Here is a 14,951-nt window from a genome sequence, read left to right as displayed (position 1 = left end):
AGCCTCCCTCATTTCCGCTGGCACCGCGGGCAAAAGTGCGACCCGCGGTTCATGAAGGTTTCGCGCACGATTAGCGTGCCGCAGCGCGAGCACGGCTTACCCTGCTGCCCGTAAGCGTTCAGCGAGTGGGCGAAGTAACCCGACTCGCCGTTAACGTTGACATATTGGGCGTCAAAACTGGTTCCACCCTCCACAAGCGCTTTGGCCAGCACCGTTTTCACGGCCGCAACAATGCTGCGGGCACGCCGGGTAGAGATGAGGTTGGTGGGATACTCACCGTGCGTACGAGACATCCAGAGGGCCTCATCCGCGTAGATATTACCGATGCCGCTGATCATCCCCTGATCAAGCAGCGCCCGCTTCACACCGGTGCGGCGCACAGCCAGCCGCCGAAAAAACTCTCGTTCGTCAAAGGCAGGGTCAACCGGGTCGCGAGCAATGTGCGCTGCCTGACTGGGGATCAGGGCGAGCGGCGAGCCGTACCCGCCCGAGCCACCGTCCAGGGTTGGTACGAGCGTATCGACAGCCATCGAGCCGAAGACTCGCTGGTCTACAAAGTCCATTCGCACCTCGCCATGCTGCGGATGCTCCAGATGGCACCGGATGCGCAAATGCCGTGGATCGGGCTGGTCAGCCGTGCGCAACAACACCTGACCACTCATGCCGAGGTGTACCAGAAGGGCGCGCTCCTCAGACATCAGGAGCCAGAGAAACTTTCCCCGACGCACCGCAGCGCTGAAACGCTGACCCCCGAGAACCTCCGCAAAGGGTCCAGCCGCTACGGGATGGCGCTTCAGAGAACGCTGGTCAAACACCTCAACCGACTGGACGGTGGCACCGGAGACGACAGGGTCGAGCCCGGAGCGCACCACCTCAACCTCAGGAAGTTCAGGCACCCTCACTGGTTTCCCGATTGAGTACTGTCCAGGCGTCCAAGGCAGCCGCAATCTCGGCTTGCTTTTTGCTAGACCCAACACCGTGACCGGAGACCAGAACGTTGAGATCACCGGCAACCAGGCGGGCACCGACAGCGTCACCCTTCTTCACGGAACCCACCGAAACCACGGCCGTAAAAATCCGGTCATGATCGGGACCCTCACCCGTCACAGAATACTGCGGTGGATTGAGACCACGCTCGGCGGCGGCCTCCTGCAGGCTCGTCTTGGGGTCCATAGCCGCACCGAACCGATCCGGGTCGGCAAAGAGGGGCGTGACAAGGTCGAGTACAAATGTATTTGCCACCTCCGGCCCGAGTCCAACAAAAACGGCACCGATGATGGCTTCCACCGTGTCGGCCAGAATCGAATCTTTTTCGCGACCGCCAGTGAGCTCTTCACCCCGACCCAGTCGCAGGTGCACCCCGAGCCCAATATGACGGCCCACCTCAGCCAGGGCCACGCTGCTCACAAGACTCGAGCGCCGCTTGGCCAGTGTGCCCTCACTCAAATCGGGATGATCCCGAAATAGTTTAACGGTCACAGCCTGGCCCAGGATCGAGTCGCCCAGAAATTCCAGGCGCTCGTTGTGCGGCTCTCCGCCGTTCTCGTAGGAAAACGAGCGGTGGGTCAGAGCCTGGGTGATCAGTAGGTCAGGGAGCTCTACTCCCAGGCGTGCCAAAAAGCCGTGCATGTCCTCTACTCGAGAAGACACGGACGACTCCGGCGCGGCAGAAGGATCTGGGACCCCCTGAGTATCCGTCACGTGCTTAGACGTCGGCTACCTTGCGGCCCTTGTACTCAAGGAACAGCGGCGTACCAGCTGAATCCTCGACTACCTTGGCACGGTGAGGCAGGCTGTAAACGGTCTTACCGTTTTCAACAGTCTTGACCAGGTTAGGAACCTCAGCCTTCCACTGCGAGCGACGCGCGTGGGTGTTGGCGCGAGACTTCTTCCGCTTCGGAACAGCCATGACTTTCTCTTTTCTCTCGTACGGTTAGGACGTTGACTCGGTGTCTTCGCCACGGTCTGTGGAAGCAGCCAACTCGGTAAGAGCGGCCCAGCGCGGATCAATATCCGGCTCGGCACTCACACCAGATGCCTCGGTAATCTCCTCCCCCGTAACAGGGTCGAGGCCGAGGCATTCAGGCTGGCACACTGGTTGGAACGGCAGCGACAAGACCACTGCATCCCTCAGCGGAGGTTCAAGATCCACGTAGTCACCGTGAACCTCATATTCGTATGCTTCGTCTAAAGAGTACGCGAAAAGTTCCTGAAACTCGACTTTGACATCCTGCTTCAGGTCTTTCAGGCACCGACCGCATATCCCTCGCGCCACGGTTTTCACACTCACCGAGGCCAAAATTCCCTCGTGAATAGATTCCAACCGGACGTCAAGACGCAAATTTTCTCCCGCTTTAACGGTCAAGAGACCGGCCCCCAACTCCTCGGGGACGGCGAACTCTCGGTCTCGCTCCCGCATCTCACCGGGACGATGGATGAGGTCGCGAACGTTCTCGCTATACAGGCTGATTGGCACCCCAATACCTTACCCGACCCACGGACATCTTGCTGACCGAGCCTATTCTCACCAGCAAGCTCTCGGGCTAACCCGCCATGAGGTCGCTGAGCGCGGAATCATACAGCGCGATCCCCTCGCGCACCTCGGCATCGGAGACCGTGCACGGAGGCACCACGTGAATCCGATTCTCGGCGATGAAGGGAAGCATTCCCCGTGCCAGCAGGAGACCTTTCAGCGCGGCCATCCGCGCGGCAGACAGCGGCTCCCGCGTGACGGGATCAGCAACAAGTTCTAGCGCCCAGAAAACGCCAACGCCGCGTACCTCACCGATGATCGGGTGCACGGCCGCGAGCTCGTGCAGTGCCGGGCCGAGCACATCGCGGCCGATACGGGCGGCATTCTCGACGATACCCTCCTCGGCCATGACGTCGAGAGTTGCCACAGCTGCAGCCGTCGCGAGCGGATGTCCCGAGTAGGTAAGACCACCCGGGAAAACACGTTCATCGAAGGTACGAGCGATCGCCGGAGGGATAATGACGCCGCCAAGTGGCACGTAGCCCGAGTTCACACCCTTGGCAAATGTAATGAGGTCCGGCCGGACCCCCGTCGGGTTGAGCTGAGAGTTGTGATGCGCAAACCAGTCACCGGTGCGGCCGAAGCCAGCCATCACCTCATCGAAGATCAACATAATGCCGTGGGCGTCGCAGAGAGCCCTCAAACCCGCCAGATAGCCGGGCGGAGGCGGAAGGATACCGGAACTACCCGGGATCGTCTCCATAATCAGCGCTGCAATGCTCCCGGGGCCCTCGGCACGGATAACGTGTTCAAGATGCTGGAGTGCGCGTTCGCTCTCCTGCTCGGGCGTTTCGGCCCAAAACTCGCTGCGATAAAGGAACGGCCCAAAAAAGTGCACGTGACCGTGGGCGTACTCGTTCGAGACCCGACGCCAGTCTCCCGTAGCCGCAATTGCTGCCCCCGTATTACCGTGGTACGAGCGATAGGCTGAAAGCACCTTGTCGCGGCCCGTATGGAGGCGGGCCATCCGGATGGCGTTCTCCACCGCATCCGCCCCGCCATTCGTAAAAAAGACTTTCTCGTAACCGTCTCCGGCGAGCTCAATAATGCGCTGAGCTGCCCGTCCGCGGGCCAGATGAGCGTGCGCCGGGTTGACGGTCGTCAGCCGGTCAGCCTGCTCTTTGATCGCTGCCACAACCCGCGGATGCTGGTGGCCGATATTGGTATTGACCAGTTGGCTAGAGAAATCGAGAAGGCGATGCCCCTCATGATCCCAGATGATCGTGCCCTCACCTCCCGCAAACACACGGGGAGTGAGGCTAGCCTGCGCCGACCAGGAATGGAAAACGTACTCGCGGTCCAGGCTGTAGGCCAGCTGGTCCGGAGCGATCTCTGTGTTGCTGGTCATCGAAGACCGCCTTTCGCCACGATCAAAGCGGACGGCGTGCGCAGCCCACACTCCCCGAGTGTATCCCGGCTGGGTGCGTCACACGATCTGGTCGCCTAGTTGCTGTGCAGAAACCGGGCGACGGCATCGGGGACGTAGGGACCAACATCTCCGCCCAGAGCGGCCACCTGACGTACCAGAGAACTCGACACATGCGCGTGGGCTGGGTCGGGAAGCAAGAAAACCGTCTCCACCCCGGCCAGGCTGCGGTTCATGATCGCCATCGGGGTCTCGTAGGCGACATCGACCTGCGAACGGATACCCTTGACGAGCACCGAGGCCCCCACATCGGTGCAGTAATCAACAAGAAGGCCCACCGTCCACGAGGCGACCACAATATTGGCCGGGAGATGGGCATCGCGCATTGAGCTTTCCAGAAGAGAAACCCTCGCAGTGATGGGTAGCAGGGCTTCTTTATCGGGGTTGTGTACCACCAAGACATGGACCTGATCAAAGATTCTCGCCGCCCGCTCAATCACATCAATGTGGCCAAGGGTGACCGGGTCAAACGATCCTGGGACAACGGCGATCCTGCTCATAGCGTTAAGCGTATCCTGCTTGCCAGGGGAGAACTGACACTGCACCCTCCGAGTCTGCTGAACAGGGCACCTGTGCCTATGATTTGGCGAGAAACTCTCGCTCCGCCGCGTCCAGGCGATAGGTCAGGGCGGCACGCAAGACAGGATGCTGGGTGAGATCGCCATCCGCATCCAGGATGCCACTGGCAAGCTCACGCGCCCGCGTAATAATGTCGCCGTCACGGGCAACCCGAAGAATGCGCAACGATGAACGTCCACCCGCCTGGGTGGTACCGAGCACATCGCCCTCCTGACGCAGCTCCAGGTCAACCTGCGCCAGCTCAAAGCCGTCGAGGGTCGCGGCGACGGCGGCGACGCGCTCGCGCGCGATTGTGCCGGCCGGGGCCGTGGTCACAAAAAGGCACAGCCCAGCTACGCCACCACGCCCCACCCGCCCACGCAACTGGTGCAATTGCGAAACACCAAAGCGATCAGCGTTGAGCACCACCATCGTGGATGCATTGGGTACATCAACCCCGACCTCGATCACGGTTGTGGCGACCAGTACCCTGATCTTCTCCGCCATAAAGTCACTCATGACCTGGTCTTTTTCATCGGAACTCATCTGGCCGTGCAGAGCGGCCACGGCCGTGGAGGAGAAGAGAGGGTGGGCGCGCAGCATCGCTACGGTCGTCTCGACCGAGGCGAGCGGTTCAACGGGACCCGTCGCAGCGTCAGCCCTCAGCTGTTCGACCTCCTCGGCGAGCATCTCGCCAGCCTCCAGGACGTCCTCGCCCGCGGGGGCGTCACGAATAGCTGGGCACACCACAAAAGCCTGCCGCCCCTGAGCCAGCTCCTCCGACACCCGCTGCCAGATGCGATGGCTCCATCTCGGGTGATCGGCAAGCGGAACCACATGGCTCGTGATACCGGCACGCCCGGCAGGAAGCTCGCGGATCGTACTCACGTCGAGGTCGCCAAATACCGTCATAGCCACCGTGCGCGGAATGGGCGTGGCCGTCAGCACGAGCGTGTGAGGCGGCGTGTGCGCCTTCAGGCGGAGCGCTTCACGCTGTTCAACACCAAAGCGATGCTGCTCGTCAACCACCACAAGGCCCAAATCAGCAAACTGCACCGACGCACTCATCAGCGCGTGCGTACCCACCACAATGCGAGTACCACCGGCAGCAACCGAAAGCAACGACCGCTTGCGAATGGCCGCGGGCTGCTGACCGGTGACGAGGGTGGGGGCAAGCTCGGCAGCCAGGTCAGGGCCAAGAGTGCGCACAATCGAGCGGAGGTGCTGAGCCGCCAGAACCTCGGTGGGGGCAAGAAGGGCGGCCTGTCCCCCGCTGTCAGCCACCTGAAGCATCGCGCGGAGGGCGACGAGAGTTTTACCGGAACCCACCTCGCCCTGCACGAGACGACTCATAGGATGGCTGCGGGACAGGTCAGCGGCGATCTCATCGCCCACGGCGCTCTGGTCACCCGTGAGGGTAAAGCTGAGGTCTCGGTCGAAGCGGTCAAGAAGTCCACCCGCCCGCACCGGTCGCGGTGTGGCCGGCTGGCGGAGCGACTCGGCACGCTGCTGCAGCAGCGCCGTCTGCAGCAGAAACGCTTCCTGGAAGCGCAGCGCCTCGCGGGCATCCTGCCAGTCAACCTCGCGAGTTGGACGGTGAATCTGGCGCACCGCCTGATCCGCGTCAATCAGGCCCTCCTGCTGCCGCACCTCGACCGGGACCGGGTCCGGGATTGTGCCCAGACTGTCGAGCACGATGTCCATCGAACGCTGAATCTGCCAGCTGGCAACGGTTGCCGTCGCGGGGTAAATCGGGATCGGGGTCTCAGCCCAGCGCCGGGCAGAGTCGGCGTGGGGTGCCGGTCGGTCCCCGGAATTCTCCGCCGATCCCTCCTCGAAAAGCTCGTAATCGGGATGTGCAAGCTGGTAGGTACCCCGATAGGCCCCCACCTTGCCCGCAAAGATACCGCGAGAGCCCACCACCAATTCCTTGGCCCGCCAGGACTGATTAAAAAAGGTGAGGGTGAGGATGCCACGACCATCAGTGATTGAGACCTCCAGGATGCCGCCCCTGCGATTGCGCATGGGCCGCTCGCGTACCTCACGCACTTCCGCCACAATCGTGACGTTTTCGCCCAGCGGCAGGGTGTCCAGGGCGGTCAGCTCACCGCGACTGGCGTAGCGGCGGGGGTAATGGCCCACAAACTCTCCCACCGTCGTGTACCCAAAAGCCCGCGCAATGGCCCCCGCGGTACGACCGCCGATCACTGCGCTCAGGGCGGTGTCCAGGGAGATGTCAGTCACCCGTCCACTGTAACGCCCCGCGCTGCCGGTACCCTCGGAGGGTGACACGAATTATTTCCGGCTATGCCCGCGGGGTACGCCTCGTGGTACCCCCCTCAGGCACCCGACCCACCAGCGACCGCGTGCGAGAGGCAATTTTTTCGTCGCTTGACGCGTGGGGGGTGCTCCCCGGCGCCCACATTATTGACCTCTACGCGGGTTCTGGCGCGCTCGGACTGGAGGCGATCAGCCGGGGCGCAATGGGCGCAACGCTGGTCGAAAAGGGAGGCAAGGCGGCCCAGACAGCACGACGCAATACACACCAGGTGATTGCCGCCTACCGCGGTACACCCAGCCCCCGCGTGGAGGTGATACCGCGCAGCGTCGCCGCTTTCTTGGAGAGCACCTCGGTAACCGCCGAGGTGATCTTTATCGACCCCCCCTACGACCTGAACGAAGACGCACTCGCGCACGATCTCGAACGAGTAGCCGGGCTACTCACCCAGAACGGCGTGGTGCTGGTGGAGCGCAGTTCGCGCTCTCCCGAGCCCCAGTGGCCCGAGGGTCTGGAACTGTTTCGCCGCAAAGACTACGGCGAAACAACCCTCTGGTGGGCCGATCACGGGGAGAGCACGAACTAGCGGCTCACGGCGCGAGAAACACTAGAGCGATGCCGCGACCTCCTGCGCGGTATCGCGCCCGATGCGCAAGGCACCATCCACGTGCTGATAGCCATGACCAGCAATATCGCTTGAGGCGAAGCGGATATTACCCACCGGCACACGCAGGTCCCGGCCGTAGCGAGCAAGCCCACCAATATCAAAGCTCGCCGCGTAGGCACCACCGGTCCACTCCTCCGCGGCCCAGTCGCTCTCGTAGTAGACCTCGGGGGTCATCGCCTCGGCACCGTAGTAGGCCGATAGCGACTCCAGAATCTGGTGTTGACGTTCCTCAGCCGAGAACCGAAAAAGGCGATCAGCATGCACATCTGAGACGAAGCCGACAAGGGTTCCGCGAGTGTCCTGGGTATCTGCATCCACGTTCCAGGTGTTGTCATAGGCTTCGTGCACAATCTGGTAGGGGCTGAATGCTGTGCCGGAGAGACCGGCATCGCGCCAGAACGGGCGACTGTAGACCGCGTGCACCTTGATCACAAACCCGAAGGATTGATGTTGCAGCATCTGCTGGCGCAGGCGGGGCAGGGCAGGGGCGAAGCTCATTCGGTTGACGAGATTCGGTGGTAGGGCGACAATCACGCGGTGTGCGGTCACCTCAACATCATCGGTGCTCACCGTAACCCTGGCACCGTTGTCTCGCACGTGGCGCACCGGCTGGTTGAGGCGCACGTCATCACCCAGGCGGGCGGCAAGGCCCAGGGGAACGCTCTGCAGGCCACCCACGACGCGCCGGTCGAGCATGAAGTCGGCATCCACCAGGCTGCTGAAGCCCCCAGCGCTGGCCGCCATGAGAAGCGCCTGGAGCAGCGAGAACGAATAGGCCGGCTTGGTCAGCATGGCCGGGCCCACAAACAGAGCCACGTTATCCTTGGCCACACGGTCGTCGCTCTGCTCGGCAAGCCACTGGGTGAAGGCGATCGCATCGAACTCCTCGGCGCGCGGATGCGTCCACGGGGACTCACAGCCCACCTCACCAGCAAGCTCGTCCAGGAGAGCAATGAGTCGGATAATCTCTGCCTCGCTCTTCTGCCCCACCGGAAAGATATCGCCGGTGAAGAGAGTGCGGGTACCATCCTCGGCCACGTAAACATTCTCACCCTCGCGATAGCGCGAGTAGGTACTCAGGCCAAGGTCGGCAACGACCGCTTTGAGGACGTCCTGGTCGGGAGAGATCCACTGGCCACCAATCTCAAGGGGTGCCCCGTTAATCGTGTTCGTCCAGAGCCGGCCACCCACACGGTCGCGGGCCTCCAGCACGATGACGCTGTGTCCGAGTGCTCGCAGCGTGGTCGCCGCGCTCAGGCCCGACGCGCCAGCACCAATGATGGCCACGTCGCGGGTGATGTGTTCCTGTGTCATGATTCCGTCCTTAAAAACTGTCGCTCGGGTAGCATCCACTTCATCGAGACGCTACCCGAGCGAGCGGGTGTGCGCTAGGCCCTGGTGTTGGGGATTAGAGTGTATTTCGTCGAGAGGTACTCGTGGATGCCCTCGGCACCGCCCTCGCGGCCAAGGCCCGACTGTTTAACCCCGCCAAAAGGCGCGGCGGCGTTAGAAACGAGGCCCGTGTTGAGGCCCATCATGCCTGTATCGAGGCGGTCAATCATCCGGTGCCCCCGAGCCAGGTCGGTCGTAAAAACATAGCTGATCAGACCGTACTCGGTGTTGTTCGCGAGCCGTACCGCCTCGTCTTCGGTGTCGAATGTGACGATGCCCACGACCGGCCCGAAAATTTCCTCGCTCAGAATGCGCGCATCCGCCGATAGCCCCGTCAACACGGTGGGCTCATAGAAATGCCCCTCGCGCTCGACACGCGAGCCACCGGCCAGCAGAGTAGCCCCCTTGGCGAGGGCGTCCTGAACCATGCCCTCGGCAGAGTCTACGGCGTCCGCGTTAATCAGCGGGCCGATATCGACGCCATCCTCCACCCCACGTCCGATGGTGAGGCTCTTGACCCGCTCGGCCAGCTTGCGGCCAAACTCGCCCGCCACGCTCGAGTGCACGATGAAGCGGTTCGCCGCCGTGCAGGCCTGGCCAATGTTGCGGAATTTAGCGAGCATGGCACCGGCAACGGCCACGTCAACATCGGCATCCTCAAAAACAACAAACGGCGCGTTGCCACCCAGTTCCATCGACGTACGTAGAACTCCCTGGGCCGACTGTTCAATCAGCTTCCGCCCCACCGGAGTCGAGCCCGTAAAACTCAACTTACGCAGGCGCGGGTCGGCAATGATGGGGGCAGACACCCGGGAAGAGGTTGAGGTGGTGATGGTATTGACCACGCCAGCGGGCACACCCGCGTCCGCTAACAGTTGCACAAAAAACAGCGTGGTGAGCGGCGTGAGTTCGGCAGGCTTAATCACCACGGTACAGCCAGCGGCCAGGGCCGGCGCAATCTTGCGGGTGGCCATCGCGAGCGGGAAATTCCAGGGTGTGATCAGGAAACAGGGGCCGACGGGGCGCTGTGAGACCACAATCTGTCCGGTACCCTCGGGATTCGAGCCGTAGCGGCCGTTAATACGCACAGCCTCCTCGCTGAACCAGCGTAGGAACTCACCACCGTAGGTCACCTCTCCGTTGGCCTCGGCGAGAGGCTTACCCATCTCCAGGGTCATCAGAAGAGCAAAATCGTCGCGACGTTCCTGCAGTAGATCAAACGCCCGGCGCAGGATCTCGGCCCGTACGCGCGGGGCCGTCGCAGCCCAGGCCGCTTGGGCGGCATCCGCCGCATCAAGGGCAGCCAGACCATCCGCGGGGCTCGCGTTGGCGATCGTTTTGAGCGGCTGCCCGGTTGCCGGATCGCTCACCGTGAGGGTGGTATCGCCCTCGGCACGGACCCACTCGCCATTGCGGTACAGCCCGCTGGGCACCCGTGAGAGAAGTTCCATCTCCCGGGGGCTCAGAGTAGTATTCTCGGTCATCTTGATGTCTCCGTCACTCTCGGTATACGTGGGAAGTAACTAGTTGTGGGCCAGGGCGTCGGCCACCACATCGAGGCCCTCGCGAAGCAGGTCATCGCCGATGGCGAGTGGCGGTAGGAACCGGATCACGTTTCCGTAGGTGCCGCAGGTGAGCACCACCACACCGCGCTCGTGGGCGTAACGAGCGATGGCTCCCGTAAGGGCGGCGTCAGGCTCGGTGGTTCCGGGCTTCACGATCTCAATCGCGATCATGGCACCAAGACCACGGATATCGCCGATGCGGGCATCAGCGACCTGGATCTGCGTAAACCGATCCACAATAATGGCACCTATTTCGCGGGCGCGGTGAACCAGGTTATCTTCACGATAGGTCTGGATGGCAGCCAGCGCCGCGGCACAGGCCAACGGGTTCCCGCCGTAGGTTCCGCCCAGGCCGCTCACGTGCGGGGCGTCCATGATCTCCTGGCGACCCGTGACGGCCGACAGCGGCAGACCACCGGCAATTCCCTTTGCCGTGACGATCAGGTCGGGCTCAATGCCGAAGTGCTCGGAGGCAAACATCTCGCCCGTTCGGGCAAAGCCAGTCTGCACCTCATCGGCGATGAAAACCACGTCGTGCGCGCGCGCCCAGTCCGCGAGAGCCGGGAGGAAACCCGGAGCCGGGACGATAAAACCGCCCTCCCCCTGAATCGGCTCAATAATAATGGCGGCCAGATTCTCGGCCCCCACCTGCTTCTCGATCACCGAGATCGCCGTGGCCGCAGCCTCGGCACCGCTGAGGCCCCCATCGCGGAACGGATAGGACAGTGGTGCACGGTAAATCTCGGCGGCAAACGGTCCAAACCCGCTCTTGTATGGCATGTTCTTGGCGGTCAGGCCCATTGTGAGGTTGGTACGACCGTGGTAGGCGTGGTCAAAGGCCACGACCGCTGATTTCTTCGTGTAAGAGCGAGCGATTTTAATGGCGTTCTCAACCGCCTCCGCACCCGAGTTGAAGAGTGCACTCCGCTTGGGAAAAGTTCCGGGCGTGATCTCGTTGAGGGCCTCAGAGACCTCCACGTAGGAGTCGTATGGGGTGACCATGAAGCAGGTGTGTGTGAACTGGGCTGCCTGGGCCTGTACCGCCTCCACCACGCGCGGGGCGCTATTGCCCACACCGGTCACGGCAATGCCGGAGCCGAGGTCGATCAGGCTGTTGCCGTCAACATCCACAATCACTCCGCCCCCGGCTGCAACGCCAAAAACGGGCAGTGTGATGCCCACTCCCGCGGCAACAGACTCCGACTTGCGACGCAACCACTCCTGCGACTGGGGACCGGGGATCGCCGTGACCAGCTTACGTTCCTGAACCAGCTGGGGGCCTCCGAGCGGCGCAGATGTGGCGGTCATAGTGTCTCCTTCATTGTTGAGTGATGAACGGTGGATGCCGAACACTCCTCATGGTACGAACCCTGCCCCACAACACAAGGTGCCATGCTGTACATTTTATAAAATACAAAATGTACACTGTGTCACTATGACCGTGACCCAGAGGCAGCTTCTCGACCACGCCCCGCTCGGACTCACTCTCCTGGTTGACCCGGAAACGGAGGCCGGGGGTCGGCGTATCGACTCGGTCATCCAGTGGGTCCACGGCACCGACCTCCTCGACCCCACCCCCTTTCTCTCGCCAGACAACGTACTTCTCACCACCGGCAGCCAGTTTGACGACGCCACGGCCACGGTGTACGAAGATTACGTCCGACGACTCGCTGACAGCAATATCCGGGGTCTCGGATTTGGTACCGACGTGAGCCGGCGGGGCACACCCGATCCACTCATCGCTGCGTGCATCGCCCACCAGCTACCACTATTTGAGGTGCCTTACCGCACCCCCTTTATCGCGATTGTGCGCTATGCCGCCGACCTGATCAGCCGCGAGAAACATGCGCGCGACGCCTGGTCGCTCAGCGCGCAACGTGCCGTCACCCTCGCGGCGCTACGACCCGACGGGTTACGCGCCAGCCTCAGGGAGCTCTCCCGCCAGTTAACCTGCTGGGTGGCCCTCTACGACACTGCCGGATTCCCCACCCAGGTGTTCCCCTCCACCCAACGCGACGAGGCGCTCTCGCCCGCGACGAGAACGGAAACTCGCAGAATCCTTGCGGCGGGAACCCGTTCCAGCGCCCGCCTAGCGGGGGAAACCGATAGCGCACACCAGGTGTCACTGCAAACCCTGGGGGCCAGCGGACATCTCCGCGGTGTCCTGGCAGTGGGCGGGTCCAGCACACTCGACTACGCCGCCCAGTCCGTCGTCACCGGTGTTGTAGCCCTGGCCAGCCTCGCGCTGGAGCAAAACCACGCCCTCAGCATCGCCACGCGACACCTACGCACGGGAACCCTCGGCACCCTCCTGAGCGGCAATCTCGCGGCCGCACGCGGCGCGGCGCGGCAGCTCTGGGGCGACCTCCCGAGCGAACCGCTCACCGTCATCACGTGCGTGGTACCGCCAGAGCGCGACACCCCCGTCACGGAGGCCCTCAGTACACTCGCCGCACGGACCGGCGGCGGGGTGTTTTACGCAGATCACGTGAACGAACTGGTGATTCTTGCCGCCGACCGCCACGTCGATGATGTGCACGAACGACTGGCGGCGCACGGCATCCCGTCGGGCGGCTCACGCAGCGGAGACTACGCCGAGATCACTACTCTGCTTGCTCAGGCGGAGCAGAGCCTCCAGCGGGCATTCTCGCGGGGAACACGAGGCCACGTATCATTCCAGGATCTGCGCGCGGACAGCATTCTTTCCCTACTCGACAAGACGGAGGCACGCGACCGGGCTGAGGCCTTTTTTGAGCCGGTCTTTCGCATCGGCAGCACGGAAGCAGAGACTCTCCTCAGCACCGCCGCGGAGTGGCTTGAACACAACGGGCAGTGGGCACCGGCCGCGGCGACCCTCGGCATCCACCGCCACACCCTGAAAGGTAGAATAGAGCTCCTCGAACAGTTACTGGGACGCGACCTCAGTCAATTTAGCGCGAGGGCAGAACTCTGGACGGCGCTGCGCTGCCGGTTTTCGTCACCTCGCTCACGGAAAACGGGTCCCAGCCCCGTAGACTGACCGGCACACCGTCCACCACAACGGGCGCACCCTCACGCGGATCAATCACACGGCCGATCACCCGAAACCCGTGGGCAACGGCGTCGCCGGGAAAAGTCGCGAGAAGCGCGTGGTCTTCACCACCGTACAGGGCGTCATCGGGATAATCGCCCAAACAATGCCCCCTCAGATGAAGCGTCACACCGCTCGCCTCGGCCAGACGCGAGGCATCGAGAGCAAGAGAATCAGACACATCCATCATGGCCGTCGCCCCCGCAATCGCCGCCTCAACCCCCAGTGGGATGGGTGGAGTGGGTGCCAACTGGGCCGCAATCAGTTCCGGACTCTCGGACCACAGCGCGGCGAGCCCCGCGGAGTGCGCCACGCCCCGAGCATCGGCTGAGCGCTCAAAAAGCAGGCGCAACCCAGCGGATGCCCAACCCAGATCCCCTGCAACCGCGACAACATCTCCCGGCCGAGCTCCCGAGCGCAACACGGGTGGCCGCCCTTCCAGGTCGCCCAGGGCGGTGACCGCGAGAGTGAGCACGCGAGAACGAGACAGGTCACCCCCGACAACACCGCAGCCGGGTGCCAATGTTGCACACGCAGCGTCCAAGCCGCGGGCGATCTCATCCAGATAGCGAACCGGAAGGTCAACCGGGGTAGCCAAGGCCACCGTGAGGCCGCTAGGACGCGCACCCATCGCGGCGACATCGGAGAGGTTCGTGGCCGCGGCTTTCCAACCCAGCTCAAACCCACTCGACCAGGACAACCGAAAGTCGGGGCCCTCAACCATCAGATCGCTCGTCACGACGAGGTCACCGCTCGGGGTCAGCACAGCCGCATCATCACCGGGGCCCACGGTGCAGGTGACCGCGGGGCGCAGCCGGGAAGTAATCATCGCCAAGACCTCCCGCTCGGTCAGGTCGGAGACAAGCGGACCGTCAAGGTCGGGAACTCTCTGCATAAACACACGGTAGCCTGAGGGGGTGCAAATCCCCATTCGACACGATGCTCGGCCACGCACTCGCGCAGGCCTCGCCACAGCATTACTGTTCACCCTCACGCTCACCGGATGCGGCAGTATCGTCCCGCTGGAGGCCGCGGTGAACGCCAACGACCCCGTGTGCGCCAACCTCATCGTGCGCCTACCGGATGTTGTCGCTGACCAACCGCAGCGCGAGACCAATGCGCAGTCAACCTCGGCCTGGGGCGAACCGGCAAGCGTGCTGCTCTACTGTGGCATCGAGTCCAGCGGGCCCACCGAGTTGCCGTGCACAAACCTCAACGGGGTCGATTGGATTGTGGACGACTCACGTGCACCTCTCTACCGATTTGAAGCCTACGGCCGAGAACCCGGTTTGGAAGTCATCATCGACAACGAGGCTGAGACCCCGGTCAGCTCCACGACCGTGCTCATTGACCTGGAACAGGCAGTAAAAGAGCTCCCCCAGAAGCGGCACTGCACCGCCACCGACGACCTCACCATCGGCGAGGATACCGGCACCTAAAAACTCAGCACCGTGCCCGTCGG

The 14,951-nt window shown here is 62.9% G+C and carries 14 protein-coding genes; 3 read left to right on the top strand and 11 right to left on the bottom strand.

Annotated features, from left to right (window positions below):
* Positions 1-8 precede the first annotated feature (8 nt).
* The 7 genes from mutM to FB466_RS09625 all read right to left on the bottom strand — a co-directional run bounded on the left by mutM (position 9) and on the right by FB466_RS09625 (position 6,761).
* On the bottom strand, positions 9-896 hold the full coding sequence (mutM, locus tag FB466_RS09655; RefSeq protein WP_141918114.1) for a bifunctional DNA-formamidopyrimidine glycosylase/DNA-(apurinic or apyrimidinic site) lyase: 888 nt from the start codon (positions 894-896) through the stop codon (positions 9-11).
* Complete coding sequence (gene rnc, locus FB466_RS09650) at positions 889-1,629, bottom strand: ribonuclease III (RefSeq protein WP_141918687.1); 741 nt, start codon at positions 1,627-1,629, stop codon at positions 889-891. Before rnc ends, mutM begins: the two co-directional genes overlap by 8 nt.
* A 76-nt stretch (positions 1,630-1,705) precedes the next feature.
* Positions 1,706-1,909 (bottom strand): 50S ribosomal protein L32, encoded by a 204-nt coding sequence (gene rpmF / locus FB466_RS09645; RefSeq protein ID WP_141918110.1) that lies wholly within the window; start codon positions 1,907-1,909, stop codon positions 1,706-1,708.
* A gap of 24 nt (positions 1,910-1,933) precedes the next feature.
* Positions 1,934-2,476, bottom strand: coding sequence for a YceD family protein (locus FB466_RS09640; protein ID WP_246054616.1), 543 nt, complete (start codon positions 2,474-2,476; stop codon positions 1,934-1,936).
* A 67-nt stretch (positions 2,477-2,543) separates the two neighbouring features.
* A complete protein-coding gene (locus tag FB466_RS09635; protein WP_141918106.1) occupies positions 2,544-3,881 on the bottom strand; it encodes an aspartate aminotransferase family protein in 1,338 nt (445 codons plus the stop codon).
* A 95-nt stretch (positions 3,882-3,976) separates the two neighbouring features.
* Positions 3,977-4,459 (bottom strand): pantetheine-phosphate adenylyltransferase, encoded by a 483-nt coding sequence (gene coaD, locus FB466_RS09630; protein ID WP_141918103.1) that lies wholly within the window; start codon positions 4,457-4,459, stop codon positions 3,977-3,979.
* 76 nt (positions 4,460-4,535) lie between these two features.
* Positions 4,536-6,761, bottom strand: coding sequence for an ATP-dependent DNA helicase RecG (locus FB466_RS09625; protein WP_141918100.1), 2,226 nt, complete (start codon positions 6,759-6,761; stop codon positions 4,536-4,538).
* A gap of 41 nt (positions 6,762-6,802) precedes the next feature.
* On the opposite strand from FB466_RS09625, the gene rsmD reads away from it, so the two are divergent.
* Complete coding sequence (rsmD, locus tag FB466_RS09620) at positions 6,803-7,381, top strand: 16S rRNA (guanine(966)-N(2))-methyltransferase RsmD (RefSeq protein WP_141918097.1); 579 nt, start codon at positions 6,803-6,805, stop codon at positions 7,379-7,381.
* Between the two features lie 21 nt (positions 7,382-7,402).
* On the opposite strand, the gene FB466_RS09615 is transcribed toward rsmD, so the two are convergent.
* The 3 genes from FB466_RS09615 to gabT form a co-directional block, all read right to left on the bottom strand.
* The gene (locus FB466_RS09615) at positions 7,403-8,776 is read right to left on the bottom strand and encodes a flavin monoamine oxidase family protein (RefSeq protein ID WP_141918094.1); all 1,374 of its coding nucleotides are present in this window, start codon (positions 8,774-8,776) and stop codon (positions 7,403-7,405) included.
* Between the two features lie 74 nt (positions 8,777-8,850).
* Positions 8,851-10,338: an NAD-dependent succinate-semialdehyde dehydrogenase gene (locus tag FB466_RS09610; RefSeq protein WP_141918091.1), complete on the bottom strand. Its 1,488-nt coding sequence runs from the start codon at positions 10,336-10,338 to the stop codon at positions 8,851-8,853.
* Between the two features lie 39 nt (positions 10,339-10,377).
* The gene (gene gabT, locus FB466_RS09605; RefSeq protein WP_141918087.1) at positions 10,378-11,727 is read right to left on the bottom strand and encodes a 4-aminobutyrate--2-oxoglutarate transaminase; all 1,350 of its coding nucleotides are present in this window, start codon (positions 11,725-11,727) and stop codon (positions 10,378-10,380) included.
* Positions 11,728-11,854: 127 nt separating this feature from the next.
* Between gabT and FB466_RS09600 the strand changes: the two genes are divergently transcribed.
* A complete protein-coding gene (locus FB466_RS09600; RefSeq protein ID WP_170206101.1) occupies positions 11,855-13,438 on the top strand; it encodes a PucR family transcriptional regulator in 1,584 nt (527 codons plus the stop codon).
* Here FB466_RS09600 and thiL read toward each other — a convergent pair.
* Positions 13,350-14,384, bottom strand: a complete 1,035-nt coding sequence (gene thiL / locus FB466_RS09595) for a thiamine-phosphate kinase (protein WP_141918082.1) — start codon at positions 14,382-14,384, stop codon at positions 13,350-13,352. The two genes, FB466_RS09600 and thiL, sit on opposite strands and share 89 nt — an antisense overlap.
* 22 nt (positions 14,385-14,406) lie before the next feature.
* Here thiL and FB466_RS09590 point away from each other — a divergent pair, with 22 nt between their 5' ends.
* On the top strand, positions 14,407-14,928 hold the full coding sequence (locus tag FB466_RS09590) for a DUF3515 family protein (RefSeq protein ID WP_246054615.1): 522 nt from the start codon (positions 14,407-14,409) through the stop codon (positions 14,926-14,928).
* Positions 14,929-14,951: the final 23 nt, after the last annotated feature.

It is taken from the genome of Klugiella xanthotipulae, from assembly GCF_006716695.1.
Taxonomy (GTDB): domain Bacteria; phylum Actinomycetota; class Actinomycetes; order Actinomycetales; family Microbacteriaceae; genus Klugiella; species Klugiella xanthotipulae.
This window is presented reverse-complemented; position numbering and strand designations above follow the sequence as displayed.

Coding starts and splice junctions, on each gene's coding strand:
- rnc (WP_141918687.1), bottom strand. CDS start 1,629: ATGCACGGCTTTTTGGCACGCCTGGGAGTAGAGCTCCCTGACCTACTG.
- rpmF (WP_141918110.1), bottom strand. CDS start 1,909: ATGGCTGTTCCGAAGCGGAAGAAGTCTCGCGCCAACACCCACGCGCGT.
- FB466_RS09635 (WP_141918106.1), bottom strand. CDS start 3,881: ATGACCAGCAACACAGAGATCGCTCCGGACCAGCTGGCCTACAGCCTG.
- coaD (WP_141918103.1), bottom strand. CDS start 4,459: ATGAGCAGGATCGCCGTTGTCCCAGGATCGTTTGACCCGGTCACCCTT.
- FB466_RS09615 (WP_141918094.1), bottom strand. CDS start 8,776: ATGACACAGGAACACATCACCCGCGACGTGGCCATCATTGGTGCTGGC.
- FB466_RS09610 (WP_141918091.1), bottom strand. CDS start 10,338: ATGACCGAGAATACTACTCTGAGCCCCCGGGAGATGGAACTTCTCTCA.
- gabT (WP_141918087.1), bottom strand. CDS start 11,727: ATGACCGCCACATCTGCGCCGCTCGGAGGCCCCCAGCTGGTTCAGGAA.
- FB466_RS09600 (WP_170206101.1), top strand. CDS start 11,855: ATGACCGTGACCCAGAGGCAGCTTCTCGACCACGCCCCGCTCGGACTC.
- thiL (WP_141918082.1), bottom strand. CDS start 14,384: ATGCAGAGAGTTCCCGACCTTGACGGTCCGCTTGTCTCCGACCTGACC.